A 26,815-nucleotide genomic window follows, 5' to 3' on the forward strand; every position below is an offset into this window, starting at 1 on the left:
TGTTTGGGGGTGGCCACTCAAAATAATTGCTATCGGCGATTGCTATTGGTAAATAGTTAATATGACCCAATCTCCTACGCAGACTTTTTCTCTAGAGCGTCCAGCCGCCTATCGCCCGCGCATTGTGATTGTTGGTGGTGGATTTGGCGGTTTGTATACGGCGTTATATTTGCAAAAATATCGTCATCTTAAACAGTGTTCCATCAGGCTGATTGAACCTCGCGATCGCTTTCTATTTACTCCGTTACTATACGAAGTGCTGACCGAGGAGTTACTGCTGTGGGAAGTGGCACCCACCTATCAGAATCTACTGATGGGGACTAACATTCAGTGGCAGCAAGATCGGGCCGACCATATTGACTTAGAACGACAGCGAGTTACCCTGTGTCAGGGCGATAGTTTTCACTATGATTATTTAGTGGTGGCGACCGGTGCTCAAACCCGACAGCTGCCGATACCCGGCATCAATCAGCATGGGATGACGTTCCGTAGCCTGGAGGATGTGATTACGGTTAAAGCGCGGCTCGACCATCTGGCTCAAACGTCACAACCGGTGGCCGTTACTGTGATTGGTGCTGGGGCCAGCGGAGTTGAGCTAGCGACTAAGGTAGCCGATCGCCTGGGGGGGCAAGCACAGGTGCGGTTAGTGGATCGGGGTAATCAAATTCTTAAACCTTTTCCGCCAGGGTTGCAGCGTCAGGCAATGATTGCTCTCAAGCAACGTAATGTAGAGCTTTACTTACAAACTCAGGTGAACCAAGTAGGTCCCCAGACGGTGCAGTTAGATCATGTGGAGCTCCCCAGTCATCTAACGTTATGGGCTACAGGTGCTGAGCCGGTGCCATGGTTGGGCACACCAGTGAGTACTAATGACCGTGGGCAAGTTTTGGTGCGTTCTACGCTACAGCTAGAAGACTACTTCAATGTTTTTGTGGTCGGTGATGTGGCAGCTCCCCAGCAGTTGATTCCCAATACGGCCCAGGCCGCTTATCAAGCCGCTGCTACGGTTGCTAGTAATTTGGCGAATATGACTCGACAGCGGCAGCCTCAGCCGTTTCGATACCTCCATCTGGGCGACATGCTGGCCCTGGGAAAAGGAACTGGAGGGGTATGGAGTTTTGGCATTAGCCTGGGAGGTAAACTGGGCGGCTTCATCCGTCGGGCTGTATATATTCATCGCTTACCGACTAATCATCATCGACTTAAGGTGGCTCGTCGGGCTCTGCGGCAGCTGGGTCGCGCGATTTGGCCGTTTCGGAGAAAATAACTTAACTGCTCCATAGAGACCTTCTTCATTTTTGGTGTCATGTTTGCTTCCTGGCTAAAATCACTTGAACCTCGTTATGGCCTTGATCTGCGCTCTTTGGCGCTGTTGCGTGTGGGATTGGCAGGGGTGATGCTGGTCGATTTGGGATGGCGTCTAGGGACTTTGACGCTCAACTATAGCGATCAGGGGGGGCTGCCCCGGAGTGCTTTGGGAGAACTATGGTTGCCAGGCTATTGGTCAATTCATGCCTGGAGTGGGGCCGTTGGCTGGCAGGTGGTATGTTTTGCGATCGCAGCCTTGAGCGCTTTCCTAATGCTGATCGGTTACCGCACCCGCTGGGCCACGCTGATCAGCTGGCTAATGCTGATCTCGTTACACAACCGTAACCCCCTGGTCATAGGAGCCGCCGATGACGTCCTGCGGGCCATGGTTTTCTGGGGGATATTTTTACCCTTAGGCAGCTGCTACTCAGTGGATCAGGCATTAAATATATCCCCACAGCCCCAGCCAAAACGTATCCTCACCGGGGCCACCCTCGGATTAATGGCCCAGCAATGCTACATCTACATAGCTTCCGCCCTATCGCCAACCCTCAGCAGTGGGGCAGTCATAGCCACGGTGCTGGCATGGGTGGGACCGTTGTTGCTATGGAGCCCAATTAAGACAGACCTCTGTCGGCTGCTGGTAGTGGTGCTGTTTATGCTTTTTCATATCCTGGGGGCATTCACCTTAAATCTGGGGCTGCTACCGATTATCAGTTGTTTTACCTGGTTAGCGTTTATCCCCTCATCGGTGTGGGATGGTTGGGCGGAGCGAGCATTTACCCCCAAACAGCTAGGGCTAAAAATCTACTACGATGCCGAGTGCGGTTTTTGCAAAAAAGTCGTGCATCTGCTCCGTACCTTTTTGGTATTACCGCAGCGAGTCCCCTTGCAAATTGCCCAGAGCGATCCGGTAATTCAGACAGCCATGGAAACCCAGAACTCTTGGGTGATTGTCGATTGGCAAGGTAAACACCATTACAAGTGGCGTGGCATTGCCTATGTCGTTAGTCTCTCACCGATATTTTATCCGTTAGCTAACGTATTACGTGTACCGCCCCTGATGGCCCTGGGCACCCGCCTTTACGAAACCATTGCCAACAATCGTCGCTTTGCCGGTAACTTTACCAAACCCTTCAAATATCAGTCCTTTACTGTCCGTTCTCCGCGTCTTCTCAATGGGGCGGCACTGCTAGCGCTGCTGCTGGTCACCCTTTTGAACCTGCGGAGCATCGCTGATTACAACGTCATTGCCCAAAGTCAGCAGCCAGCCATAGGTCTGTTACGTCAAATAGCCACCAGCACTACCGTGCAAACGGTAGCACCTTTAGGACAAATTACCCGTCTGGATCAGTCCTGGCATATTTTCTCCCGGTCAGCGCCCGACTGATGGCCGACGACCCATCCCCACTCGTCTGGACTTGATACTATAGTTCTGGCATTCCAGCGCACTATGTATATCCATGCAGCTTCGGGCATTTTTTCGCAACCCAGGGCAATGGCTCTTTAACTCCCCTGACCAATCACTTGAGCAGGCATACGAAGCTGCTTTAGCCATTAAAAAATTAGAAGACGACTATTTTGATGGTCAATCGATTTGTCCAGAGAATAGTGAGTATGGGGATAGTGCTTACCGCTATATTCAGGGAGAGGTTGAACGTAACATTGTTGTGATCAGACAGCGAATGGAGGTGTTTGAAGCGTCCCGCTCCAGTCTGTCACCAGGGCGGCAAATGGAAGTGCAGTCCTACGACGATCAGCAAGATGAATATACCCTCGATCTGATTGATCAGTCCGCGATCATATTCAAAAAACTACGGTTTATTGATGAGATTCTAGAACGCTACAACAATTTATCCAGTGCGCCTGCCGCCATCAACACTCCTGGTCAGCTCAATGCCCCTCAAACCAATACCAAGAATGGCAACGGCAAATCCGCTAAAAATCGAGCCGGTTTAGCGGCCCGCAGCAGTGTGTTACCCCGCTCGATTTTGCGTACGGTTGATCGAGTGAAACAAGATCTCGATCCCAAGGCGGAAGCAGATGTTATGCGCAGCTTCCGCAAATCCCAGGGGAAGACCAAACTTGCCTTGAGATTTGTACTGCTGCTGGTGATTGTGCCTTTATTGACCCAGCAGTTGACCAAGCATTTTATCGTCGGGCCGGTAGTGGACTATGCGCGTGAAACCACCGAAGCCGAAGTATTTCTCAACGATGAAATGGAGGAAGAAGCCCTACATGAGCTGCAGCAGTTTGAAGAACGGCTGCGGTTTGAGGTGATTTTGGGTAAAGTCGCGGCTTTAAGTGAAACCCAGTTAGAAGAACGGGTACTAGACAAAGCCCTGGACATTGAAGAAGAGTATCGTGAACGCAGTGCTGATTCAGTCAAAAATGTCTTTGCTGATATTTTTGCTGTGCTGGCATTTTCCATACTCCTGAGCACCTGTAAACGTCAGGTAGCCACACTCAAGGCCTTTATTGATGAAATTGTTTATGGCCTCAGCGACAGTGCCAAGGCCTTTATCATCATTCTTTTTACCGATATATTTGTAGGATTTCACTCCCCCCACGGCTGGGAAGTTTTGTTAGAAGGGATGTCACGTCACCTGGGATTCCCTGCCAATCGTGACTTTATTTTCCTATTCATTGCTACATTTCCCGTGATTTTGGACACGGTGTTTAAATATTGGATTTTCCGCTACCTCAATCGGATCTCGCCCTCCGCTGTGGCAACCTACAAAAATATGAATGAATAGAGGGTCTATTAAAAAAAATTGACAGGAGTGGTTGCATCCGTAGAAAAACCCACTACACTGACCAATTAGTCCCGATAAGTCGAGGGATACTTTCCCCGATAAACTGTTTAGTGGGGCGCACACTCACCTGTGAAGGAGCCTATCAATGAGCACATCCTGGGAACCTGGCACCCGGTTGGGCGCACGCTACAACATACTGCGAGAACTGGGAGAAGGGGGGTTTGGTCGCACCTATTTAGCCGAAGACCTGCATCGGTTTCAGGAACTCTGTGTGCTCAAGGAATTTGTGCCACAAATTGATGAACCGAGCCTGCTGGCAAAAGCCCAGGAACTGTTTGAACGGGAGGCTAAGGTGCTCTATCAGCTGGAGCATCCCCAGATTCCAAAATTTCGTGAGTTGATGCGCGAAGGGGGCCAGCTCTTTCTGGTCCAAGATTATGTGGAAGGGTCCACGTATCGGCACCTGTTACAAAATCGCCAGGACTACGGGGGCCATTTTAGTGAAACCGAGATCACTCAGCTGTTATATCAGTTGCTGCCGGTGTTGGACTACATCCATGGCCTGGATATTATCCACCGTGATATTTCACCTGAGAATCTGATTTTGCGGACGCAGGATGGTCGGCCCGTGCTGATTGACTTTGGCAGTGTCAAACAAATTGCGGCAACTGTAGAGCGGGAACTGGCCGCTGAAGCCAATAAAACCCGCATTGGTAAAGCCGGGTATGTGCCTCCAGAACAGTTTCAGTCAGGGACGGTGGATGCCACTAGCGATCTGTATGGCTTAGCAGCAACGCTGGTGGTGCTGGCCACAGGCAAAGAGCCTATGGAACTTTACGATGCCTATGAAGGCGTCTGGCGTTGGGAAACCTTAATTACCCTGGGGGCACCCCTCAATGGAGTGCTCAAAAAAATGCTGGCTCCCTCTCCAGTTCAGCGCTATGCATCGGCAGCTGAAGTCATCCAGGCACTGCAGGGACAAATGCCGACAGAGGATGAACCTTCTGCGAGTGTGGCCCCCGTTTATGCTGATGATAATGGCGGTCCTGGTCCCATGCATGATGCGGAGGTATATCCGACGGAAGCGACTCAGGTGGTTTCGCCCTCCTCGACCACAGCTGCATTAGAAACCCCTACGGCGGTTAGCCCCAGCAAACAAGCGGGTGACAGGGACGGTTTTATTCAGGCGGCCATTGGTTTACTGGCGCTATTAGGGGTCAGTAGTTTGCTGCTGACACTTTTATTTGGGTTGGGCCTACGCCCCCGTTTGCCCTTTGGCCAACGGGCTCCGGAACCAGAACAGCCAGAGAATGTCCCAGATGCGCTGACTGCTGATGAAGTTGCCCGTCGGGAAGAGTTACTACAGCGACGTGAGTCGCTGGGGGTCAACGAAGGATGGCTGAATCGTTGGGTAAATCAGCGTTTTTATCAGCAGTATCCAAACCTGCAAGGGCGGCCTTTGACGGCGGCGGTGGAGGATGCTCCCCTACGGCTGCGGTGGGATAATTTGGCGATGGATGCGCTAGATATCTTAGAGCTACATCTGAGTATGCCAGCGCGTCGGGGGTTGGGGGCCTATGGGGCCGATGACCGGGAAAGCTGGGGCAGAACTGTCAACCAGATGAATGTTAGTAGTCGGGCGCTGGATGATCTGGCGGATGCTAAGTTTGCGGCTATTTTTCCCCAGCAACAGCGCGATGAGATTTTAGATCAGCCGATTGGTCAGATCTGGTATGCCCTGGCGCAGGATAGTTTAGAGGCTTTGGATGCGGGTGACACGCTGACCCGAGTTGAGTTTGAACCAGGAGCCTTTAGACAGCGCCTGTCGGGTCAGTTGGCAGCAGGTGAGGGGCAGGTGTTTGTTTTAGATTTGCAGGCTGGTCAGAATTTACGGATCAACTTGCAGGCTCCGCCGGAGAGTACTCACATGTCTCTCTATTTGCCGGAACCATCCCAGGAGCTGCCATTCTTGCTATCTGATGCGTCGGAGACCACCTGGTCGGGGCGATTACCGCAATCAGGATTTTATGAAATTGCGATCGCATCCAAATCCCCTAATCCGTTTAACTACGCCCTGAGTGTGGCCGTCGAGAATGTACGCACCACCCCGCCTGAAGAAGAGCCTGCCGAGGAGGATACCTCTGAACAGCCCATCGACGATGGGACAACGCCCGATGACGATGGAGCAACCGACAGTCCAGCTGAAACAGAGTCACCTGAAACCGATACACCGTCTGAGGATGAAACCAATGGCCAGGACACCGATGAAGATGATTCAGGAGGTCTGCTTGAATTTATCACCCCATAGTTTGGGATAGTTTAAGGCTGCAGCTGGCTTAAAGGCTATTGATAAAGGGCGTTAGTGCCTGAATAAATTCAGCGGTTGACTCGTAGGGTAAAACGTTGCGCCCTGGAATAAACACCCCACGGGCATTGGCAAAGTGGTGGGTATAATCATCAAGCCGCTGCTGGGCACTGGTGTCTTGAGCAGTACGGTCGATGGTGGAGGCGGTTTTGCCCATAATCACCAGGATAGGCTGTTGAATCGATGCGATCGCAGCCCGATAATCCTGTCGCCAAAATCCAGCCAAAAACGAAAACACCCCATAGCGTGTGGCCATATCCCGCGAGCCCTCTTTGAGCATCGTTAGCCACTCCTGGGTAACATCGTCAGCTTGGTCAAACAGCTGCCGTTCAGAAAATGATTTCAGAAATTTCTGAGTTCTTGCATATTGATAAAACCCCCAGCCCAGGGGTGATGCAAACAACGACCAGTTCAGCTGCTGCCGCCAGGGCAGTGTCGGTTCGGTAATCAAGCGCCAGGCCGGTGGTCCTGACAGAGCGGCTCCGACCACCCACCGGGTCATGGTCTGATCGGCCATCAATTCTAGCGCCACCGGCAGCAGTGCCCCCTGCACCACTACAATGACCGGACGCTGAATAATTTCGGCAATCAAGTAATGCAGCTGTTCAGCCCAGTCGCGAGGACTGTAGGGTCGCCTGGGCAGATCGCCTTCACCACAGCCCAGCAAATCCGGCACATACAGCGGCGGCCCTTGCCACTGGCCAATAAATGGCTGCCAAAACTTTTTAGACAGCCCCACCCCGATAGGGTGAATCAACAATACCGGTGTCGCGTCACTCTCTGTATGATGCGCCTCGTAGGTGCAGGTGTAATCCTGCCAGCGATAGACCGCCATAGTCCCCATTGATAATACAGTCGGTGCTCATTTTAGCCCTGTCGGTAGGGGCAGGTATAGCCATCAATAGTTCATCACTAAAATCTCATCCACCTTGCCACGTTTGGTCGCATTTGAATTAATCGCCCGATTGGCACTGACGCGCACACACCGATAGTCCCGATACAGGTCCTGAATAAAATCCGTATAGGCATTGCTCAGCAGCACTTGGCAACCGCACTGTGTCAGCTCATCCACCACCGCCTTTAAACGCTGCTGTTCAGTTCGATCAAAGCCATTTCTGTAATAGCCAGTAAACGAGGCGGTGGTGGAAACAGGGTCATAGGGAGGATCAAAATAGACAAAATCACCCCTACCGGCAGCGGCCATGGTTGTGGCAAAGTCCGCCTGACGGATAGTGACGTTTGCTTGATTGAGATAAGCACTCACCTTTCTTAAAACGGTTTCATTGGCAATGGTGGGGTTTTTGTAACGGCCAAAGGGGGCATTAAATTGGCCCTTGGAATTTACTCGAAACAGCCCGTTGTAGCAGGTTTTATTGAGAAAAATGACACGAGCCGCCCGCTGGACAGCGGTTTTAGTCGCAAAATCGCTGTGTCGATCCCAGCTGCGCACTTCGTAGAAATAGGCTGCTTCATTCCGATGCTGCTGCAGGGTTTGAATTAAGTCTTCGACAGCGTCTTTGACTACCTGGTAGCAGTTAATCAGTTCGGCGTTGCGATCGCTAATCGTTGCCCGTTCCGGCTGTAAGGTCAGCAACAATGCACCACCACCAATAAACGGTTCATAATATTGACCGCCAAACTCAGGCACATACTTGAGCAATTCAGGGATTAACTGCCGTTTACCCCCAGCCCATTTCAAAAATGGACGTAGTGCGGATGGGGAAGACAGGTGAACCATAAACTCTTAAGATTTTTCCGCTCAGGAGCCCTGAGCACCTACGATAGGATAGACAGTAATTGACGGATGCATTCGTTGATTGCGCGTGACGATGAAAGTTTAGACGATGCAAGACTTTTTTTCCAATGTATTGCGCTATCCGCGATACTTGATTACATTTACCCTGGGCGTCTTCTACAGTGCCATTAAGCCCCTGCTACCGCTGTTTGAAAATCGAGTAACTGCGATCGCGCTAATTGGAGCCGTTATTGCAGGTTTTATATTTCTAAGTTTTACCTTACGCGCCATGATGGGACTGGCCTAGGCCCATCCCTTGTAGTTTTACCCAATGGCTGCAAACCCCATAGGATTGCCCAAAAATCAAGCAAATCCATGGCATTTCCCAGCAACCCAGAAAGTGGGTAGTTCCCACCGTAAGGCTACCCACACCCTATAGATAGGAGAAACCGATGGCAACAGGTCGTCGAGTAGCGCGAGTATCCGCATCGATTAAGCGCGAAATCAGTCAAATGCTCATGTCAGACATCAAAGATGATCGCGTGGGGGCCGGTATGGTTAGTGTCACCGCCGTTGACGTCTCCGGTGACCTGCAGCACGCTAAAGTCTTTGTCAGCATTTACGGTACCGCAGCAGCCAAAGCCGAAACCATGGCAGGGCTGGCAGCGGCTACACCCTATGTACGTGGAGCCTTGGGGCGACGACTGCGCCTGAGACGGACACCGGAGATCATTTTCAAAGAAGACGTCTCCTTTGAGCAGGGCACCCAGGTATTAAACCTACTGAGTCAACTGGAGCATGAGCGTAGCAACCTGGATGAAAACGGCATTCCTGCAGTAGTGCCGGGTGCTGTTGAGGATGAGGATGACGCCTAGGTTGTTGTCAGTACGCCGCTGACGGGGACCCTTCCATTTTTACGCAGCTCCCCCAATGCTCAAGCCAATTTTGCCCGACCCAGATAGTCTTTCCCTATCTCAGCTCGTGGCCCAAATGATCGTTGTTCGCACCACCGGTCACCTATTCGATCACGAAATTGAATATCCCGCTTGGGAAGCGACCCAGGCCCAGATGGAACACTACATCACCGATTTGGGGGTGGGCGGCGTCATCCTGCTAGGGGGGAGTGCTGCCGAAGTTGCTTTGCGCTGTCAGTCACTGCAAGCTCTGGCAGATATTCCCCTGCTGCTAGCCGCTGATATTGAAGAAGGTGTGGGTCAGCGGTTTAGTGGAGCCACCTGGTTTCCACCCCCCATGGCCCTGGCAGAAATTGCCCGCACAGATTTAGACCAGGCAAAAACCGCTGCCCATCAGTTTGGTCAGAGTACCGCTGGTGAAGCCCTGGCCGTTGGGTTGAACTGGATACTCGCTCCGGTGGTGGATGTGAATAACAATCCAGCCAATCCAGTGATTAATGTGCGAGCCTTTGGAGAAACCCCCGAGATTGTTACGCAGCTCACCCAAGCCTTTATTCAAGGGGCACAGGCGTATCCAATCCTCACAACAGCCAAGCATTTTCCCGGCCATGGCGATACGTCCATCGACTCACATCTGAGTTTGCCAGTGATTGACCACGACCTAGGCAGACTGGATCGAGTGGAGTTAGGACCGTTTAAGGGAGCGATTTCCCCTGAGATAGCAAAATCAGTGGACAGTGTGATGACGGCTCACATTTGTCTGAGTGCTCTAGATCAGCAGCATCCCGCCACCCTATCCAAGCCGATTCTGACCGGATTATTGCGCCAGGAACTAGGCTTTGATGGTCTGATTGTCACCGATGCGTTGGTGATGGGGGCGATTACAGAAACCTATGGCCCTTATGAGGCCGCTGTCTTAGCCGTAGAAGCCGGTGCCGATGTCGTGCTCATGCCTGCCGATGTGGAAGGCTGCATTCAGGCAATTTGCGAAGCGGTGCGAGTGGGTCGTTTGGATCAGGCTCAGATTCGAGCATCAGTGGAGCGGATCTGGCGGGCCAAGCATAAGGTGTCAGGTCCCCTCAGTGCTGGGCCATCCTGTCACAATTGGGAGCCTGCAGAGCCAGTAACTCAGGTGCGGCAGCTGGCACAGCCAGAAACCTTAGGATTAGCACAGGATATTTTGCAGGCATCGAGCCGTCGAGGAGAGGCTAATTTTAGACCGACGGGACCGGGGCAGAATGTGATCCTGATAGATAATGTTTTGCACTGTCGATATTTACCCCGAACGGCTCCGGCAATTACGGTACCCATGGAGTGGGGCTATGAACTGACGCTGTTGGACAGTCGGTCGTCACAGGTACCCAAAACAGGGTTACCCACACTGGTGCAGTTGTTTATTCGAGGTAATCCGTTTCGCAGCGGTCAGAATCTGGTGCAGTTGGCCCGTCAGTATTTGGATACGCTGATGGCTGACAAAGAGTTGCAAGCAGTTGTTTTTTATGGCAGTCCCTATGTATTAGAACAACTGTCGTTGCCAGATACTATGCCGTGGGTGTTTAGCTATGGGCAAATGCCCATGGCGCAAACAATAGCGCTAGAAAGTTTGGTCGGTGAAGCCGTTGCCGTTGGAACGGTAGATCAAAGTTTTACAGATTAACCTGCAGTTGCAACAATCCAGCAAGTCATGCAGATTTAATCAATGCAGCAATCCAATCTTTGTCAGGGTCAGAAAAACTTGGTGGCGGCAGCGGCTGCGAATAGTCAATGCGTAAATCATAACTAGCCCGTTCATAGACTCCTGCAAGAATAGCTTGCAAGTTGACCAGGACTGACTCGGTATCAGCTTTTAGCGGTACTGGAAACTCAGGTAATGGCTCACGAATAGTGGCTGCATACAGCTTGGCCTGGGGACGTTGTTCAGCCCTACTCACCAAGATACGATAGTGGGCAGGTTGTACAGCTCCCTGCATTGGCATTGGAGATTCACCGCGCAGCAAATCAATTTCAATTAGGTGAGAAGCACTGCTTAGAATGGTTTGTCGCTTTTCTTCGTAAACTCTCCGACCCTTGCCTTTTCGTTTGTTCTTTGGAGACAGCACTTCTATCACTGCAATTACGGCATTACTACCCACTTCACGCACCTCTAGATAGCGTTCTTTGATTTCAACCGGCATGGGTAGCGTCACGATTTGAGGCTGAAACTGTCCTGCTGTCGTAGGTGTTGAAGTTGAATCAGTTGTCTTTGAATGACTTGGAGCAATACCCGCTAAAACGACTGCATCCGGAATACCCACCAGTAATTCACCGTCAGAAGTGTCATTGTAAGTGCGGGTTTCAACCTCAATAAAGTAATGAGGACGAAGTTGAGGCGCTAGAGTATCAGCAAGGGCAACAATCAGTCGGCTATGAAAAGACGACCAGAATGTAGGCTGTTCTAGATACGGGTCCATCCCTGGAAATGGTGAGGGCATGGTGGCGGTGAAAAATGGAACTTATCCTATTGTAAGCCTGGAGAAACTGAGCGTTGTATCCCATGCAAATAGACCCAGCTTTCTTATACCTGCACTAGGCGTACGGAAAGAATTTAGTTGGGCTGAAGTGGTTCGACCGCAGACTTAGGTACTGTCAAGACATCAATGGATTCGCTTAGGGCATTAAAAACTTCAAGGATATAACCTTCTTCGAGGCCCTCAGGATCGGGGATAGTATCAATAAACGTGGCGATGTCACCTTGTTTGAGGTTGTATTCGGGAAAATCTCGATTGAGCGAGATGCGATCGTAAAGTTTGACTGTAGAATTCTTCATCGTTGTGGTTTAAGAGTAACAATCTAATAAGCCAGAATTATTATGCCTGTAGCAAACTGGGATAGTAATGTTGCAACTCAGCTACAGCTTCCTCACGCATTCTCTGGCGCAATTCCAGCGGCATAATCACCTCCCCCATCGGTCGCCAGTCTCGCAGCCGCATCACACTATTGATATCCCCCAAGCGTATCCAGGCTCGATAGTAAGCATCCTGCGGATTGCGCTGGGCCAAAATCTCTAATGCAGTGGCTTGCTCATTGACATCATCAATTTCCTGTTTAATTAACTTTGGCAATGCATCATAATCAACAGTCTCAAAGGTTTTATGCCGTTTAGTTTGGGCCACATACCGGCGAGCAAACTCAGGAGGAAACCGCATAATTAACAAACGCCGAGGTAGATAAAAATTAAACCCCCAAGCCTGATCTAAAGCAGCACTCACATCCTCGGAAGTTGGCAGTTGTCCTCTGCGTCGTAGCTGCCGTAACGCTTCAGGCACTTGCGGATCACCCCAGGCAAATACCGTTAGCCGCGATGACATAATTCGATCTAAACGATAGTTATGCCAGCCAAATATACCCGATGGATCATTGCCGTAGGCACTCAGGTATTTGGCTCGTCGAGAATAGTGTAAACACACTGGATAAACCGTAATAGTTGTTGTCACATCATCTGTACTATGCCAATAGTCAAACTGAATTACACCGCCGCCGCTGCGCCATAGCTGTTCGATTTGTTCTTGCAGCGTATCGACTTGTTCTTGCATTTCTTCCGACAAAATGTAATCCAGATGGATAAAGATTTGCCGATCTGGCTCTGGTGAAGCAATTGGTTGTTGATGGGTCAGCTGCTCCCATAGGGATTGCACAATTACATTTAGATTAGGTTGCACAAAGGCAATTGACTCTAGCGATCGCAACACCTCCCACGTCTGCGCCACCGACAAATTACCCAATGGCATCGGGGCATACCGTTCACTCAACGGCCAGTTTTGGGGCTCTACCTTACGAAATCGTCCCTTGCCCTCCCCAGCCAGCCAGCCCAGTTCTACCAAATGGGATAGATCATCTCGAATCGAGCGATGCACGGTGGCAAATGGACAGGTGGCCAAAGCCGTGTCTATGGCTGCTTTTGGCAGATTGCTCAGACTCATGATTTTGTGCTGCCAATCTATTAACGAAAAGGCAGGATTACTGTCCATTAACCAGGTTGATAGGGAACGCTGGCAACAACAATCAAGGTCGCAATGTGCCGTTAGCTCTGTCACCTTCGCTGTTTCACTACGGCCATGGCTGGATGCAAATAGAAGATTGCGTAAATCACCATAGCGAAATGGCTGCGGTAGCTGCTGTGCCCAAGCATCAGGTCCATAAAGCTGATGCAGCAATACCCACAGACGTACTGCCCGTAACAGTCGATCTGCTAATCGACCCTTGGCTAAGCTATGTAACAGTTCAGGTGTAGGCAGGTGGTTAAAGACCATTGAAACCTTAACGAAAGCTTGTTTTGAAGACCCCTCTTCTAAAGTGTATGCATAATTGGCAAGAGGAAACCATATACCGGGATTAGTGGTGAAAAGATTCCACAATGCATCTGCTACATCTCAATGACATTAAAGTGTTGTGTTTATATATCTAATGTTTGCTTTTGGAGAGTGATCTGTGGCCGATGCTTCGATTCAACTGACGCTGAGCCATCATCAAACGACTCAAGGATTGGCGTATCAGTTGGTAACAATTGAGTTGGTGAGTCGCGATCGCATTATTGAACCGCAAGAGTTAGCAACATTGCGTTTACCGGCGGGTCTAGATCCACGCTTGGGTGTGGTGCTCTCTGGACGGGCTCCGGTCTGGCTCTATGCGTATCTGGTGCATGAATGTCATCCGACGGTGTGGGTTGCTTGTTTTGACCCACGCTTGGGGGCGGTTGTGACGACAACTCATTCTAAACTTGTCAGTGTTGGGCAGGTGCTCCCGCTTGAGGATTTAAATTTGGGAGTACCGTCTATTCAACCTGATAAGCTGGGGCCTGCTCTATTGGTGGTGGGGCCGCCGGACAGTGGCAAGAGTGTTTTGTCTCACCAGTTGTTTGTAACTTTGGTTAAAGATTATCCGGATGTGTATTTACAACGCGCTCAATGGGATGGTGAGGGTAATTGGACATTAGATCTGCCGGAAAATGCATCCGAGCGAGAGGCATTTAAGTTGGCTAACAAAGGCACTCTGACAGAGCGATTTTTTCCGTATCAGGGGCAGGTGATTCGTAACCTGCGGCAACAAAAGTCGTTAGTGATTGTCGATGCTGGGGGAATGGTGCAACCGGAAAAGCAATCGATTCTGGATGCTTGTACTCATTATTTGATTATTAGCTCAAAGCCTGAAGAGATTGAGCCCTGGCATGAGTTTTGTGGAAGTCAGGGGGGGGTACAGCCGATTGCAGTGATTCACAGCACGTTAGAGACCATGATCGAAGTGTTGCAGCGTGAGCCGTTTTTGGAAGTGCGTTGTGGACCATGGGTACAGGGGGAGACCGATGGAGTGCCTGAGGTGTTAGAAGGGCAGGTGCGATCTCTAATAACAAGCGTGACGTAATTCCTTATTTCTTTAAGAGAAGTCATGAATGAATGAGATAAAAATAGTTCCTGGTTACTCACTTAAGACTTAAGATGCCTACACTCAATGATTTTAGAAGGCGACATATCATTCTTCTAATAGGAGAAAACCCTCTTCCCAACTATGTCTCTGCAAAGCTGTTGCTACTCCCCGGTGGTACAGCACATCTCATGTGCTCAACAGCAACGCATGAAACTGCCAAGCGCTTAGGTAAAATGCTGGAATCTGAAGGATTTCAATATCAGCGCATTCAGATTTTGGATGAGGAATCTGATGGATTTAAGATTTCTAGTGAGCTTGGAAAGCATCTTGAAACTATTGGTGATCTATCCATAGGTCTCAACTACATAGGGGGTACCAAAGTAATGGCTATCCATGCGTACCAAACGTTACTTCAAAGCAAACCTGCAGCAGTCTTCAGCTATCTAAACCCTAGGCGTTTAGAACTTTGTATCGAGATTCAAGAAAACCGCCATGTAATCTCTTTGCCTGCATTAGATGTTGAATCGATTACGCTAGAGAAAATTCTGAAGCTGCATAATTTAAAGATACTTGATAAGCAGATAGAGCCTCATAATGCAGCAATTGCCACTGAATTTACGCAATTCTACACTGATCAAGAACTCATCAAAAAGTGGAGAAAATGGTGTGACAATACTTTGAAACAAGGAGACTGGAAAAAAGAAAAATTTCTTCAGAAAAGAGGAACACTATACATTGCTGATCTACCCACCTCAATTCGCGATGTTCTGAATACTCATTTAGGAAGTAATAATGAGCAGATTGACTTAGAAAATGCTAAAACTCAATGTGGCTTCTCATCTCTTAAACTACTTGCAAAATGGTTGGATGGGTTATGGCTTGAGGATTATGTTTTATCTCATGTCCAAAAAACATCATCTCAATATGGTCTACAAGAAATTGGTAGTTCCCTGAAACCTCAGGATCCTAATAAAAGAAATAAGAGCCCCAAAGAGGAACGCTTTGAGCTTGATGTTTGCTTTTTACGTGGGTATCAGCTTTTTGGAATTGCTTGTACGACAGATTACTCACGTTCTCTCTGTAAACATAAGCTGATTGAAGCTTGTCTTAGGGCAAGACAATTGGGTGGGGATGAAGCTCGAATTGCTCTAGTCTGTGGATACCGAGATGCTGATGATTTGCGAGAAGAAGTCAGTCTGATGGGGGATGATCGGAAAATTGAAATCTTCTGTAGTTATGATTTGGAGCCAGAAGATTTTTCAGAAAAATTAGCAGCGTGGATTGAACGCAACATTGAGAATTAATATGAGAGAAGTTACCTTGACTTTTATCGACACAACGGGTATTCAGCCTTATATTTTCAACAGTAATCGTCTGCGCGAAAATATAGGAGCTTCCTTTCTAGTTGAAGAATTTAGCACCACTTGGGTGGAAGCAGAGCTTAAATCCCTGGGAGGCAAAATCCCTGATCCAGAGGTAGAGGTCAAAACGATTGAATCTGGTGCTAATGTAGAAGTCATTTATTCCGCAGGTGGGAACAGTGCCATTCTGTTCAAAGAACGGGAGCAGGCAATTGCATTTGTTAAGAGACTCAGTTTTAAGCTTTTGCAAAAGGCTCCCGGTATCAATATAATCGTGGTACATAAAACCTTTGATTGGGATCAAAAAACACCCACGCTCAAAGATATTTTAGATAACCTGAGAAAGACTGAGGTAGAAGCCAAGAAGAATGAGCGTCGTCCCTCAGTTCCCCAATTGGGATTAGGTGTTACTGCTGATTGTATTTCCACGCGTTTACCCGCAGTGGCGATGAGTGATTCAGACGTTGGTCAGCGTGATAGCTATAGGGTTTCTCGGGAAGTTAAGTGTAAAATCAACGCGAATAACAAGGCTAATAAAAAACTCCAGGCAGTATTTAAGCAACTTAAAAATCCCAATCAAGTTAGTTTTGACTTTCCACTAAGGCTAGACGATGTGGGTCGCACCCATAACGAATCAAGCTATGTTGCTATTGTTCATGCCGATGGTAACTCAATGGGGGAACGGTTTAAACAATGTGGTCAAGGTAAGAATAACCGTAAATTTATTACGGACATTCGTGCGTTATCCCAAAGCATCCAAGCAGCAAACATAAAAGCTCTCCAATCAGTGGTGGAGTGCTTACTGGCTTCAATTGTTCAGGGAAAATTATGGCTTGCTGATGGCGGTGAGATTCAACTGCAAAATGTCAAAGAAGGCTCAGAACAAATTTTTCTGCCATTTCGTCCGATTGTTTTTGGTGGCGATGATACGACATTTATCTGCGATGGTCGATTAGGCATTATTTTGGCTAAAGTCTACCTTGAAACGTTCGAGCAAGAGATGTTAGCTCAGGGTGAAAATCTTACAGCCTGCGCTGGGATCAGTATTGCTAAAGCGCACTATCCTTTTGCTCGTTCTTATGAAATGAGTGAACGACTGTGTAAATCTGCTAAAAAGCTCAATCAGAACCAACAGGACAACACTCCATCCGGATCAGCCCTTGATTGGCATATTGCCTCTACCGGTTTATTAGGAACTTTAGATGAAATTCGCGATCGCGAATACACTGTTCCGTTAGACAGATCCAAGCCAGGCAGGCTTTATATGCGCCCAGTTTGGGTTACAGAAGATAAGCATCCGTGGCGCAACTGGCAGCAGTTTGAGCAGGTGGTTCAAGCATTTAGCTCTAAGGCTAATAGCGCAGATAGTGATTCCAGTGAACAGTGGAATCGCAATAAGGTCATTGCACTGCGAGAAGAATTGCGAGCAGGACCAGAGGCCACTGAAAATTTTCTAAAACTGTATCGTCTTGGTCAATTGCCAGGGCTTGATTCTAAATCATCTCAACTCGTTCAGGGCGGTTGGGATAGCGATGAGGGAAACCCTATTTGTGGCTACTTTGATGCAATCGAAGCCATAGATTTTTACGTACAGCTTAAAACAGAGAACGCTTCGCCAGGGGAGGATATGCATGAGTAACTATAGCTTTTATCTTAAATTACTCAGTGACAGCACCTTTGGTCGAGGAGATGGGATTGCAGGTATTATCGATCAAGAAGTCGAGCATGATAGCGATGGTTTTCCTTTTTTACGGGGACGCACGCTAAAAGGATTGCTCAGAGAAGAATGCGATAATTTAGTCGATGTTTTACCCCAAAGTCAAAAGGACTTTTGGCAAGACTCATTGAAGTTGCTGTTTGGTGTCCCTGGTAGTGATCTAAAAGTCATAGGAAAAATGCAGGTGGGTGACGCCCAGTTACCAGTTGACTTACGTCGAGCTGTAGCGATTCAAATTCAGAAGAAGGAATTGACTACCTCAGAGGTTCTGAACTCTCTGACAACGCTGCGTCGGCAGACAGCCATTGACATTGAAACGGGTGTAGCTTCTGATAATAGCCTTCGTACCAACCGTGTGATTTTACGAGAATTGGTGTTTGCAGCGTCCCTCGATTTAGATGTCGATCAAGATTGTCTGGAGGATAGTCTTTCACTACTATCAGCAGGTGCTCAAGCACTACGCCGAGTTGGCAGCGGACGTAACCGAGGGAAAGGTCATGTAAAATGCTGGATTCAGACTGAGGCTGAGACTCTGAACTATAGCGATCTCTTCTTTGACAGAATTCGGGAGATAGGTGCAGCATGAAAGTGATTAAATTTCAGATTACCAATGAGGAACCCGTTTTAGTTACATCTTTTCAAGGCGACCCTAATAGCGATGTTTCTTATGACTACATTCCAGGTAGCACTATTCGAGGCTTCCTGATTAGTCGGTATTTGAGAGCCCATCCTGAGCTAACGGAAGACATTTTAGTTGATAAGACGGTGCGATCTCTCTTTTTTGAAACAGAGACACGGTTTTTGAATGCTTACCTAAGCACAGGAGATAAGAAACATCTACGCAGTTTACCTGCGCCGCTCACTTGGCGGCATGAAAAGGGATATGAGGATTACATTTTAGATAAAAGCTATTCCTCAATAAACGAGGATGAAGATACTGAAAATGAAAGATCACAGGATACAAAGAAGCTAGTCAGAATCGGTCAGAAATTTTGTCAGATAGTCAGACCGTCTAGCGAACACCCTAAAGTTATTCTTTATCGTCCCCAGCGTCGGATTAATATTCACAACCGGCGTAGTCGAAAACGGGGGCGAGCGACTAAGGAAGAGGGGCAAGTTTATCGATATGAATCTTTGGAGGCGGGTCAAAGTTTTGAGGCTATTATTTTATGCAATCAAGGGGCTGATGCCACAGTACTTGAGCAACTATTGAAGCGATCTCAAACAGCTCGCATTGGCGGATCTAGAACAGCCGGGTATGGCAAAGTAACAATCAGCGACACAATATGCACAGATGCGGACAACTGGACTGAAGTGGGTAAACCTTTTCAATCCCGCATCAGAAAAAATGTTGCCATCACATTGCTCAGCGATGCAATTATCTGTAACGACTATGGTCAATATGTGGTTGAAGCCCCGATTCAGGCAATTGCTAATGCAATGGGAGTTGAGCAGATCAGCCAAACGCCTAAGATCTACATGGGCAGTACCTTTGTTGGTGGCTTTAATCGTAAATGGGGCTTGCCGCTGCCTCAGGTTCAAGCCGTTGCAGCTGGTAGCGTATTTATTTTTCCAGATTTAGACATTACTCCAGAACAAGCTCGTCAGCTAGAGTGGCAGGGGATTGGCGAGCGACGCAATGAAGGATTTGGCCGGGTGGCAGTAAATTGGCTGCCTGAAATGTCTGAATTTAGGGTAGAAAAACCAACCCAAACGTTAAGGGAAAAGCCCTTAGAAAAACTATCGTCAACTAGTGAAACATTAGCTCAAAAGATGGCCAGTCGATTACTCCGCCAAAAACTGGATTTGGCGTTGGAAAAAAAGTTAACAGAATGGCCCCTGAGTGGAGAGATAACTAATAGCCAACTCTCTCGACTAATGTTGGTGGCTAATCAAGCCTTAGTGGAAAAACAGCCAGATCTGATCAATCAGTTTTTTGCAAATCTCCGTTCTAATGCCAAGACTAAATTTGAATCTCCTAAATTAGGTTCTCAACCACTTCAAAAACGTTGTCAGACTTGGCTTGAAAAGCCTAAAGATACCCTCTGGATTGATCAAAGGCTGACCATCACAATCGCAGGTACAACAGCAGACGTGACTCAGGCCTTGGGGCAAGAATATGCGTTGCGACTAATTATTGCGATCGCACGCAAAGGCATCAAGCAAGCAGCCAAACAGGAGGGATAGCCCTATGGTGATTCGAGACGACCATCGAAAGATTATTAAGCGTCTGATTATTCGTGGCAACTTACATTTGATCACCCCTACCTGTTTAGGCAGTGGCGATCAAGATAGCCTAACCGATATGGCGCTACTGCGGGATAGCATTACCGAGCGGGCTTTATTACCAGGCACATCTCTAGGCGGTGCCCTACGCAACTACCTTCAAGAACGTCTCTCTGGTTATGGTCAAGAACAGAAAGTGAAGCTGTTGACTCAACTCTTCGGTGGTAAACGAGGTGACGAAGATGGAGAACAAAGTGCGTTAGTAATCCATGACTCTATCAGCCACGAACCTCCAAAAATAGAATTTCGTGATGGCGTCAAAATTGATAGCCGTACAGGTACCGCTGTTGATGGAGCAAAATACGACCTAGAGTTGGTTGCTGCTGGGACCATTTTCCCATTGATGATAGAGCTACTCGTCGAAGACGATGCCAATTTAGCTGAGCTTAAACAAGGGCTGGCGATCTCTTTACAAGGATTAGAAAACAGCGAAATTTCCCTTGGCATCAAAAAAACACGTGGCTTTGGCCAATGCAAAGTTACCACTTGGCAAGTCGATGAATTTAACCTAACCAATCTTGATCATTTAAAGGATTGGCTCAACTACAACAATGAAGTCTCCATTATTCCAGATGTAAATCAACCGCCCGATATTGCTACACAATTAGACGTAAGCAATTTAACTGACGAACGCAGTCAGTTTACCCTTAGCGCCACATTTGAACTACAAGGAGGGGGCCTAATTCGGTCTGGACAAGATGCGATGGGTATTGTCCCTGACGTAGTGCATTTGACTGCCAAACAAGATAATGGGGAAGTGAAACCCATCATCTCTGGCACTAGCTGGACAGGGGTGTTGCGACATCGAGCTGAGCGGATCTTAAATACTTTGGAGAAAGGTCAGAACGGGACAGAACTCTTAGAGTGTATTTTTGGACAGGTACCCGAAAAGCGTATTGATACAGCTCAAGAGAAACAAGCCAGAGCCAGCCGTTTGGTTGTCCATGAAAGTCCGATTCATGATTCAGCGTCTATGGTACAAAATCGTATCGCCATTGATCGGTTTACAGGAGGTGCATTCGATGGGGCCTTGTTTGATGAACAGCCTGTATTTGGAGGTGAAGTCACGTTGAACTTGGAGTTACGTAATCCTTATGATCGAGACAAGGATTTACAAAAGCAAGAGATAGGCTTACTCCTATTGTTACTAAAAGATCTTTGGACTGGCGATTTACCTATAGGTGGAACTAGCAGTATTGGTCGAGGAAGGCTACGAGGAAAGGATGCAACTATTACTCAGAAAGGTAGTGAGCTAAAGCAGTGGAAAATCATACAAGAATCTGGTCAACTTCAAGTCAGTAACCTACAAGATCCATCTCAAGAACAAGAAACAACCAGGCAAGAATTAGAAGACTTTGTCAGTGCCCTGAACGCTGCCTAGAGAAAACACGATCAGTGAGTGTACTTATGAAATAAGTGAGAGGCATATTAATGAATCAACCAGACTGTAAAATAGCTTCAATCAAAGATCTGGAGAATCTACCACAATGGCTCGTAGCTAAGGCTAAACACTACAAGCTCAAGTATCTGCTAGCCCATGCAGAAGATGGCGTAATCTGGGGAAGATTTGATGAGGAAAGTCTGATTACTGCCGATCAGGTCTTTACAGATCTATCTCAAAAATTACCCACATTAAGATTGTCTACGCTTCAGCGCTGTCGAGCGTTTAGTCAAGCAGGCGAATTACTTTTATGGAAATCTCGTAGTGACTGGAAATATTGTTTTACCGGCAATCTAGATGGTGATTATATTTCGGAAAAACAGATGCTTTGGGGTACTCAAAAAGTTGAAGAAGTTGAAGAAAAAGACGGTTTCACCTTGGTGAAAGACGGCTCGGAAGGATTACGTCATGCAGTGCCTTGTGTAGACATTCCTTTTTCAAACGATCGTAAAAAGCTTAAACGGCCCCTAAGGCTAGAAGTTCATCACTACATTGACTATGACGAAGATGGTTTAGCTCGAATTAATCGTAGCCGTCTTGTTGATTTGACAACTGTTTAACGAGAATTAATAAATGTATCCAAAACATATCTCTAAAGTCTCTGAAACTGCTCAAATACAAAGAGAAAAAGTTGGTGAAATTTCTATTTCACGAAAAGCTGTTGCAGCATATAACTTTGTGGAGCTTCCAGACAAAGTCGTTAGTGCTGAAGCCGATGTCATCTCAAAGCCTCAGAATCAATATCATTCTGACCTTCACTCAGGCTGTATCGACTGTACCTTGACTACAGCTTCGCCTTTATACATTCGCACTGGTTTAAATTTAGAAGAGTTTCAGCAAGAGAAAGAGGCTAAAGATTTACCTGGCTTCTATTACACCGATCCTGACACTCAAAAACCTGTACTACCAGGCAGCAGTCTAAGAGGCATAATGAGATCGCTGATAGAAATCGTTAGTTTTTCCAAATTTTCCAAGGTTTCCGAGCAGCAGCGCTTCTTTTTTCGAGCTGTAGCAGCATTCAATGACGATCCTACGAGTAGTCTCTACAAAAATAAATTAAGTTCTAAGAATGTAAAAGCTGGATATCTAAGACATGAGAATGGGCAATGGTTTATTCAACCAGCTAGACTCATTGGAGATCAGACATTTGTTCGTATTGAGGATAAAAATATCAACTTACCTGGCTTCATCTCAATGAATGATCCTGCATACAAGCCACAATATTTTTCTAACATTAGTTTTTCTGTAGACGAAGGCAAAAAAAAGGCTACCGAGTTGAGTGCGAATCCTAATGAATTAGATTATGTAGGGACTTTGGTTACCAGCGGTAACATGAAAGAAACAGGCGATCAGTCCTCTGGTAAGACTGATCGCAAGTATCACTACTTAATCCAGCAACCAGATTCAAAACCTCAACGCTTGAAAATTAGTGATATTGCCATTAGAGATTACAGAAATTCACTCACTACTTTTCAGAAGTATGGCAGTAATCAAAAGGATGAAAATACAGATTCTCCGTTTAGTGAAAAAGATGGCTTTCTAAAGAAAGGACGTTGTGTTTTTTACTGTGAACCATTGGAGGGAGAGGATGTAACCTTATTTGGGCAAAGCCCTAATTTTAGAATTGCTTACTCCTTTAAAGAGTCTGGAGAATCTGCTTCTGCCGCTGATTTCGTTCCGGAAAAGCTTAAAAGTTCAGATGTCGTTGAAGTAGATATTGCTGAATCAATCTTTGGTTATGTTCGAAACAAGAAAACAAGCTGTTCTGATGAACAACAGGCACGTGCAGGCAAAGTTTTCTTCTCAGATGGCATTTGTCAAGAAGAGAATATAGAAGATATTTTCATGGTAAATAAAGCTGGAGAAGTTCCAAGAATCCTTGCCAGCCCAAAACCAACTACTTTTCAGCATTATCTTGTACAAACTAGTTCTGAAAAGAAAAAACTAAAACACTATGCCAGTATGCCTGAAAAAGATACTGTAATTCGGGGGCACAAACTATATTGGCACAAAGGTGAAGCTCCTGATATATGGCATCCAGATTCAAAGAATGCGTCAGAAACCCAAATTACGCGCATTCGACCTATAAAACCCAACAAGGTCTTCACATTCAAGATCGACTTTGAAAATCTAAGTTCTGTAGAGTTGGGAGCATTGTTATGGATTTTAGATGTTGCTCAGCAAGACCAATATCGTCTATCCCTTGGCATGGGAAAACCCTTGGGGATGGGAGCAGTTAAACTTACTCATGAAGTATATCTTTGCGATCGCGCCAAAATCGAAAAATCTCAATCTCGATATACATCATTATTTGAAGATAACGGTGGATGGTTCTCCGGCTATAGTAACGTTCTTGGTCAATCAGATTTAGATGAACATACTCAAGCCTTTGAGAAACATGTGCTAAGAGCGCTTGAACAATCTGATAAATGGCAAAAGTTGAGTCAACTACGTCGCATCAAAATGCTTCTAACCATGTTGGAGTGGAAAGAAACTTTATCTGAGGATGAAGAGAATCAAAAACGGTATATGGAAATTGAGCGTGATAGTAAAGAGAGTCATATTATCGTTAATTCTCCAAAACCAAATGATGCAAAAATCAACGAGTATAGTGAACGCCCGATACTGCCAAATCCACTCCAAGTGGCTGGAGAAGTAACAAGACCTAAAACTTTTACAGAGGGAATGAAACTGGAAGCTAGAGTGTTAGAAAAAAAGAAAAAGGGAAGTAAGGTTAAATACGAAATTTTCAATGAACATTATAATGAGGGAGAGAAAAAGTCTTTTAGCAAAATTCCAGATGAAGGGATGGTAATAGTTGAAATCAGGTCCTTGAAAGAAGATGGCAGCATTAATCACGTTAAGTTTGTCAGGACTATTGAATAGCTACTTATCCTAGTGCCTGCGTTTGTGAGAGCAATATTGCTTAATAGCCTTAAACTCACTATAACGATATGAAAGGTAGTCGTTTTTTAGAAAAAGCTAATGATCCTGGCCAAAACTGGGTGATGTATTTCCTGGTCGGTATTTTGGGCTTGGGCATCCTAGGCGATGGTATCCAGCTTGATTCTAGAAGACCTGGCTAGCTGGTTAGCGCAACAAATCGGTTTGCCAAAGTTGTTGGTGCAATGGGTAATGGTGGTCGCGATCGCAATCGAAACACTAGCAAAACAAGTATCCTGGCTCGAACACCAACCTCTGCCGCTGCAGTAATGCTTAGGAAGCCCTTTAGCGCTTCGCTGATTTCACACTGGATCTAAGAGCAATCTCGATGGGTGTCATGGACTCGTTCGAACAATTGGGATTGACTGGCGTATATTGCAAAGGAGCCTTCGGTGAGAGGCTAGCCAGCACCATACCGACCGAACCATGAGCCGTCATGCCAGTATAGTCAGCCATAACCTGCTGTGGCGTCCAGCCAGTGGGTAGCTGGCCATAAATACGGCGAATATGTTGAAAAAACTCCATCGGGTCATAGATATCATTCACATGAATCAGTTTGAAACTAATGCGATTACCAGAATACGTATCAGCAATTGCAACTGCCATGGCTTTAGTTTGGTCTGAATGCAGCAGCCAACAACGCTCTAAGCGATCAGCATGATGCTGGATAGCAACGCGACAAGGTTCTTCGCGACTAACCAGCAAAATCAAACCACGATGCTTGATAGGGGTGCGAGCATCAGCCAGCGTCTCAGGCTCTAGTTGTTTTAGACCTCTAGCAAATAACAGCACCGACAAGAGAAATATTAACAGGGAACCGATCGCCAACTGGATGGCGGCGGCTAACGCATTCTTATCGTTAAGGTCAGTAACCAGGGAAAACAAAACCTCCCAAACAGCACTTCCCAACACCGCTAGAAAAATAGACCCAATTAGAAAGGGTAACAAGGTTTCAGGATTAAAGAAAATAGACGCAGCTTTGGAAAAGGGCGATCGCATAGAATTTTCTGATCAAACGATATACCCAGTCTACTCTTAGCTTGGAAGACCCCTCTTCCAAGCTGATGGCTTAATAGAGGAGAGTAGATAAAACGATGCCATGGTAGATCGGCTGTGTATCTGGATGATTTTGATGAGACGCTATAGGAAACTCGGTTTAAGCTGGTGCGGTTTGCCGATGATTTTGTGGTGATGGGGCGTTCTCAGCGGCAGGTGGAGCAGGCTCAAGGGCAGGTGGCTAAACTACTGGATGCGATCGGGTTACAGCTCCATCCAGAGAAAACCAAAATCACGAATTTTGATCGAGGCTTTCGCTTTTTAGGTCATACCTTTGTCAAAAACCTTAGACAAAAACGGTAGAAGTACCCATTCGGGAGGTAGAACGGATTTTAGTGTTTGGTAATTGTCAGCTGACTACCCAGGTAATTTCGGTGTGTTTGGAACAGCGGATTACGGTGGTCTACTTGACCCAGATGGGGGATTATAAGGGCCATTTGTGGAGTGCTGAGGCGGCAGGGATGCAGGCGGTGATGGCGCAGTTTGAGCGGCAGCAAGATCCGGTATTTTGTCTGGAGACGGCCCGTGCCATTGTCACTGGCAAGGTACAAAATTCCAGACAATTGTTGTTACGGTTGAATCGCAAGCGAAAAATAGACATCGTTGCGGAGATAATTCAAGGGCTAAATAATGACCTGGAAGCGGTGGCCATCGCAAATGAAATCAATGGGTTGCGCGGGCATGAAGGTGCAGCTGCCGCGCGATATTTTAAGGCATTGGGCCAGCTGATTGTGAATCCAGGGTTTGGGTTTAAGGGGCGTCATCGTCGGCCACCGATAGATCCGACGAATTCGTTGTTAAGCTTTGGCTATACGCTGCTGCATAATTATATTTTGAGTTTGATTTTGGCGGAAGGGTTAACTCCGTATTTGGGGAATTTGCACGGGTCTGAACGCAAGCAAACGTTTTTGGCATTTGATTTGATCGAGGAGTTTCGGTCTGTCATTGTAGATGCCCTTGTCATTCGGTTAATTAATCGAAAATCGATTAGCCCGACGGACTTTACTTGGCCCAATCAGCAAGGGGGCGTTTACTTACAGGGAACAGCTCGAAAGTTATTTTTACAGCGTTTTGAGGATCGACTGAGTCAGCCTGTCTTGCATGAAGATGTTGTAGATATGGTGTCTTATCGGCGGGTGATACAGCTTCAGGTGAGGCGATATAAACAAGCTGTTTTGAATAATACAAGCTATGGCGTTTATCGTAGGCCAAATTGATGTTAGTGCTGGTGGTATATGACATTCCTGATGATAAGCGGCGAACTAAGCTGGCTGCGTTTTTGGAGGGCTATGGTCGTAGGGTGCAGTACAGTGTATTTGAATGTTTTTTGACGCTTCGAGAAATGGAGGGATTACATCAGGCGATAGAATGGCGGGTCAATGCAGATGAGGATGATGTTAGGTTGTATTGGATTGCTAAGGATGCGTTACCTAGGACGTTGACTATTGGGAGTTCACCGCCTGAGCCACTGCCCAGTGCGTATATTATCTAAATGTTAAATTTCGGCTAGTGGCTTTTTTGTACGTTATTATG

Annotated in this window: 25 protein-coding genes; 19 read left to right on the forward strand and 6 right to left on the reverse strand. The window is 47.0% G+C overall.

Going from position 1 to position 26,815, the window contains the following annotated elements:
- Nucleotides 1-61: 61 nt before the first annotated feature.
- The 4 genes from N836_RS71215 (at nt 62) to N836_RS71230 (ending at nt 6,372) form a co-directional block, all read left to right on the forward strand.
- Nucleotides 62-1,267, forward strand: coding sequence for an NAD(P)/FAD-dependent oxidoreductase (locus tag N836_RS71215; RefSeq protein WP_023076869.1), 1,206 nt, complete (start codon nt 62-64; stop codon nt 1,265-1,267).
- A gap of 39 nt (nt 1,268-1,306) precedes the next feature.
- Entirely contained in the window at nt 1,307-2,698 is a 1,392-nt protein-coding gene (locus N836_RS71220) for a DCC1-like thiol-disulfide oxidoreductase family protein (RefSeq protein ID WP_023076870.1), read from the forward strand.
- 73 nt (nt 2,699-2,771) lie between these two features.
- The gene (locus N836_RS71225) at nt 2,772-4,064 is read left to right on the forward strand and encodes a proton extrusion protein PcxA (RefSeq protein WP_023076871.1); all 1,293 of its coding nucleotides are present in this window, start codon (nt 2,772-2,774) and stop codon (nt 4,062-4,064) included.
- Between the two features lie 145 nt (nt 4,065-4,209).
- Complete coding sequence (locus tag N836_RS71230) at nt 4,210-6,372, forward strand: serine/threonine-protein kinase (RefSeq protein WP_023076872.1); 2,163 nt, start codon at nt 4,210-4,212, stop codon at nt 6,370-6,372.
- Nucleotides 6,373-6,400: 28 nt separating this feature from the next.
- On the opposite strand, the gene N836_RS71235 is transcribed toward N836_RS71230, so the two are convergent.
- The gene (locus N836_RS71235) at nt 6,401-7,264 is read right to left on the reverse strand and encodes an alpha/beta fold hydrolase (protein WP_023076873.1); all 864 of its coding nucleotides are present in this window, start codon (nt 7,262-7,264) and stop codon (nt 6,401-6,403) included.
- A 63-nt stretch (nt 7,265-7,327) separates the two neighbouring features.
- Entirely contained in the window at nt 7,328-8,167 is an 840-nt protein-coding gene (locus N836_RS71240; protein WP_023076874.1) for a DNA adenine methylase, read from the reverse strand.
- A 106-nt stretch (nt 8,168-8,273) separates the two neighbouring features.
- Here N836_RS71240 and N836_RS71245 point away from each other — a divergent pair, with 106 nt between their 5' ends.
- From N836_RS71245 to N836_RS71255, 3 genes are all read left to right on the forward strand, one after another.
- Complete coding sequence (locus tag N836_RS71245; protein WP_023076875.1) at nt 8,274-8,471, forward strand: DUF751 family protein; 198 nt, start codon at nt 8,274-8,276, stop codon at nt 8,469-8,471.
- Between the two features lie 145 nt (nt 8,472-8,616).
- A complete protein-coding gene (rbfA, locus tag N836_RS71250) occupies nt 8,617-9,039 on the forward strand; it encodes a 30S ribosome-binding factor RbfA (protein WP_023076876.1) in 423 nt (140 codons plus the stop codon).
- 55 nt (nt 9,040-9,094) lie between these two features.
- Nucleotides 9,095-10,735, forward strand: coding sequence for a glycoside hydrolase family 3 N-terminal domain-containing protein (locus N836_RS71255; protein WP_023076877.1), 1,641 nt, complete (start codon nt 9,095-9,097; stop codon nt 10,733-10,735).
- Nucleotides 10,736-10,760: 25 nt separating this feature from the next.
- Here N836_RS71255 and N836_RS71260 read toward each other — a convergent pair whose 3' ends face one another.
- The 3 genes from N836_RS71260 to N836_RS71270 all read right to left on the reverse strand — a co-directional run bounded on the left by N836_RS71260 (nt 10,761) and on the right by N836_RS71270 (nt 13,367).
- Complete coding sequence (locus N836_RS71260; RefSeq protein ID WP_023076878.1) at nt 10,761-11,549, reverse strand: DUF4058 family protein; 789 nt, start codon at nt 11,547-11,549, stop codon at nt 10,761-10,763.
- Between the two features lie 113 nt (nt 11,550-11,662).
- Nucleotides 11,663-11,884: a DUF4926 domain-containing protein gene (locus N836_RS71265; protein WP_023076879.1), complete on the reverse strand. Its 222-nt coding sequence runs from the start codon at nt 11,882-11,884 to the stop codon at nt 11,663-11,665.
- A 40-nt stretch (nt 11,885-11,924) separates the two neighbouring features.
- A complete protein-coding gene (locus tag N836_RS71270) occupies nt 11,925-13,367 on the reverse strand; it encodes a TIGR03985 family CRISPR-associated protein (protein WP_023076880.1) in 1,443 nt (480 codons plus the stop codon).
- Nucleotides 13,368-13,545: 178 nt separating this feature from the next.
- On the opposite strand from N836_RS71270, the gene crn3 reads away from it, so the two are divergent.
- The 9 genes from crn3 (at nt 13,546) to N836_RS76840 (ending at nt 24,496) form a co-directional block, all read left to right on the forward strand.
- Nucleotides 13,546-14,475: a CRISPR-associated ring nuclease Crn3/Csx3 gene (gene crn3, locus N836_RS71275; protein ID WP_023076881.1), complete on the forward strand. Its 930-nt coding sequence runs from the start codon at nt 13,546-13,548 to the stop codon at nt 14,473-14,475.
- Nucleotides 14,476-14,549: 74 nt separating this feature from the next.
- Nucleotides 14,550-15,782 carry a DUF1887 family protein gene (locus N836_RS71280; protein ID WP_081717026.1) on the forward strand — a complete coding sequence of 411 codons (1,233 nt, stop codon included), beginning with the start codon at nt 14,550-14,552 and terminating at the stop codon, nt 15,780-15,782.
- Nucleotide 15,783: 1 nt separating this feature from the next.
- The gene (locus N836_RS71285) at nt 15,784-17,478 is read left to right on the forward strand and encodes a Cas10/Cmr2 second palm domain-containing protein (protein ID WP_023076883.1); all 1,695 of its coding nucleotides are present in this window, start codon (nt 15,784-15,786) and stop codon (nt 17,476-17,478) included.
- A complete protein-coding gene (locus tag N836_RS71290; RefSeq protein ID WP_023076884.1) occupies nt 17,471-18,142 on the forward strand; it encodes an RAMP superfamily CRISPR-associated protein in 672 nt (223 codons plus the stop codon). Before N836_RS71285 ends, N836_RS71290 begins: the two co-directional genes overlap by 8 nt.
- On the forward strand, nt 18,139-19,743 hold the full coding sequence (gene csx10, locus N836_RS71295; RefSeq protein WP_023076885.1) for a type III-D CRISPR-associated RAMP protein Csx10: 1,605 nt from the start codon (nt 18,139-18,141) through the stop codon (nt 19,741-19,743). Before N836_RS71290 ends, csx10 begins: the two co-directional genes overlap by 4 nt.
- 4 nt (nt 19,744-19,747) lie before the next feature.
- On the forward strand, nt 19,748-21,223 hold the full coding sequence (locus tag N836_RS71300; RefSeq protein ID WP_023076886.1) for an RAMP superfamily CRISPR-associated protein: 1,476 nt from the start codon (nt 19,748-19,750) through the stop codon (nt 21,221-21,223).
- A gap of 50 nt (nt 21,224-21,273) precedes the next feature.
- Complete coding sequence (gene csx19, locus N836_RS71305; protein WP_023076887.1) at nt 21,274-21,843, forward strand: type III-D CRISPR-associated protein Csx19; 570 nt, start codon at nt 21,274-21,276, stop codon at nt 21,841-21,843.
- Between the two features lie 13 nt (nt 21,844-21,856).
- Nucleotides 21,857-24,169, forward strand: a complete 2,313-nt coding sequence (locus N836_RS71310) for a TIGR03986 family type III CRISPR-associated RAMP protein (protein WP_023076888.1) — start codon at nt 21,857-21,859, stop codon at nt 24,167-24,169.
- A 165-nt stretch (nt 24,170-24,334) separates the two neighbouring features.
- A complete protein-coding gene (locus N836_RS76840; protein WP_023076889.1) occupies nt 24,335-24,496 on the forward strand; it encodes a hypothetical protein in 162 nt (53 codons plus the stop codon).
- A 15-nt stretch (nt 24,497-24,511) separates the two neighbouring features.
- Here the strand turns inward: N836_RS76840 and N836_RS71315 are convergent, their stop codons facing one another.
- Nucleotides 24,512-25,225, reverse strand: a complete 714-nt coding sequence (locus N836_RS71315) for a CRISPR-associated protein (RefSeq protein ID WP_023076890.1) — start codon at nt 25,223-25,225, stop codon at nt 24,512-24,514.
- Between the two features lie 165 nt (nt 25,226-25,390).
- Here N836_RS71315 and N836_RS71320 point away from each other — a divergent pair, with 165 nt between their 5' ends.
- Genes N836_RS71320 through cas2 form a run of 3 tightly spaced genes read left to right on the forward strand, consistent with a single transcriptional unit; the run spans nt 25,391 to nt 26,774 of the window.
- The gene (locus N836_RS71320) at nt 25,391-25,585 is read left to right on the forward strand and encodes a reverse transcriptase domain-containing protein (RefSeq protein ID WP_023076891.1); all 195 of its coding nucleotides are present in this window, start codon (nt 25,391-25,393) and stop codon (nt 25,583-25,585) included.
- A gap of 32 nt (nt 25,586-25,617) precedes the next feature.
- Nucleotides 25,618-26,499: a CRISPR-associated endonuclease Cas1 gene (gene cas1 / locus N836_RS71325; RefSeq protein ID WP_023076892.1), complete on the forward strand. Its 882-nt coding sequence runs from the start codon at nt 25,618-25,620 to the stop codon at nt 26,497-26,499.
- Nucleotides 26,499-26,774: a CRISPR-associated endonuclease Cas2 gene (gene cas2, locus N836_RS71330; RefSeq protein ID WP_023076893.1), complete on the forward strand. Its 276-nt coding sequence runs from the start codon at nt 26,499-26,501 to the stop codon at nt 26,772-26,774. The genes cas1 and cas2 overlap by 1 nt, the downstream gene beginning before the upstream one ends.
- Nucleotides 26,775-26,815: the final 41 nt, after the last annotated feature.

It is taken from the genome of Leptolyngbya sp. Heron Island J (assembly GCF_000482245.1).
Classification (GTDB): Bacteria; Cyanobacteriota; Cyanobacteriia; order Phormidesmidales; family Phormidesmidaceae; genus Leptothoe.

Coding starts and splice junctions, on each gene's coding strand:
- N836_RS71280 (WP_081717026.1), top strand. CDS start 14,550: ATGCCTACACTCAATGATTTTAGAAGGCGACATATCATTCTTCTAATA.
- N836_RS71300 (WP_023076886.1), top strand. CDS start 19,748: ATGGTGATTCGAGACGACCATCGAAAGATTATTAAGCGTCTGATTATT.
- N836_RS71310 (WP_023076888.1), top strand. CDS start 21,857: ATGTATCCAAAACATATCTCTAAAGTCTCTGAAACTGCTCAAATACAA.
- cas2 (WP_023076893.1), top strand. CDS start 26,499: ATGTTAGTGCTGGTGGTATATGACATTCCTGATGATAAGCGGCGAACT.
- N836_RS71240 (WP_023076874.1), bottom strand. CDS start 8,167: ATGGTTCACCTGTCTTCCCCATCCGCACTACGTCCATTTTTGAAATGG.
- N836_RS71245 (WP_023076875.1), top strand. CDS start 8,274: ATGCAAGACTTTTTTTCCAATGTATTGCGCTATCCGCGATACTTGATT.
- N836_RS76840 (WP_023076889.1), top strand. CDS start 24,335: ATGGTATCCAGCTTGATTCTAGAAGACCTGGCTAGCTGGTTAGCGCAA.
- N836_RS71255 (WP_023076877.1), top strand. CDS start 9,095: ATGCTCAAGCCAATTTTGCCCGACCCAGATAGTCTTTCCCTATCTCAG.
- rbfA (WP_023076876.1), top strand. CDS start 8,617: ATGGCAACAGGTCGTCGAGTAGCGCGAGTATCCGCATCGATTAAGCGC.
- N836_RS71225 (WP_023076871.1), top strand. CDS start 2,772: ATGCAGCTTCGGGCATTTTTTCGCAACCCAGGGCAATGGCTCTTTAAC.
- csx10 (WP_023076885.1), top strand. CDS start 18,139: ATGAAAGTGATTAAATTTCAGATTACCAATGAGGAACCCGTTTTAGTT.
- N836_RS71230 (WP_023076872.1), top strand. CDS start 4,210: ATGAGCACATCCTGGGAACCTGGCACCCGGTTGGGCGCACGCTACAAC.
- N836_RS71235 (WP_023076873.1), bottom strand. CDS start 7,264: ATGGCGGTCTATCGCTGGCAGGATTACACCTGCACCTACGAGGCGCAT.
- N836_RS71315 (WP_023076890.1), bottom strand. CDS start 25,225: ATGCGATCGCCCTTTTCCAAAGCTGCGTCTATTTTCTTTAATCCTGAA.
- N836_RS71290 (WP_023076884.1), top strand. CDS start 17,471: ATGAGTAACTATAGCTTTTATCTTAAATTACTCAGTGACAGCACCTTT.
- N836_RS71220 (WP_023076870.1), top strand. CDS start 1,307: ATGTTTGCTTCCTGGCTAAAATCACTTGAACCTCGTTATGGCCTTGAT.
- N836_RS71215 (WP_023076869.1), top strand. CDS start 62: ATGACCCAATCTCCTACGCAGACTTTTTCTCTAGAGCGTCCAGCCGCC.
- csx19 (WP_023076887.1), top strand. CDS start 21,274: ATGAATCAACCAGACTGTAAAATAGCTTCAATCAAAGATCTGGAGAAT.
- N836_RS71285 (WP_023076883.1), top strand. CDS start 15,784: ATGAGAGAAGTTACCTTGACTTTTATCGACACAACGGGTATTCAGCCT.
- N836_RS71260 (WP_023076878.1), bottom strand. CDS start 11,549: ATGCCCTCACCATTTCCAGGGATGGACCCGTATCTAGAACAGCCTACA.
- N836_RS71265 (WP_023076879.1), bottom strand. CDS start 11,884: ATGAAGAATTCTACAGTCAAACTTTACGATCGCATCTCGCTCAATCGA.
- N836_RS71270 (WP_023076880.1), bottom strand. CDS start 13,367: ATGGTCTTTAACCACCTGCCTACACCTGAACTGTTACATAGCTTAGCC.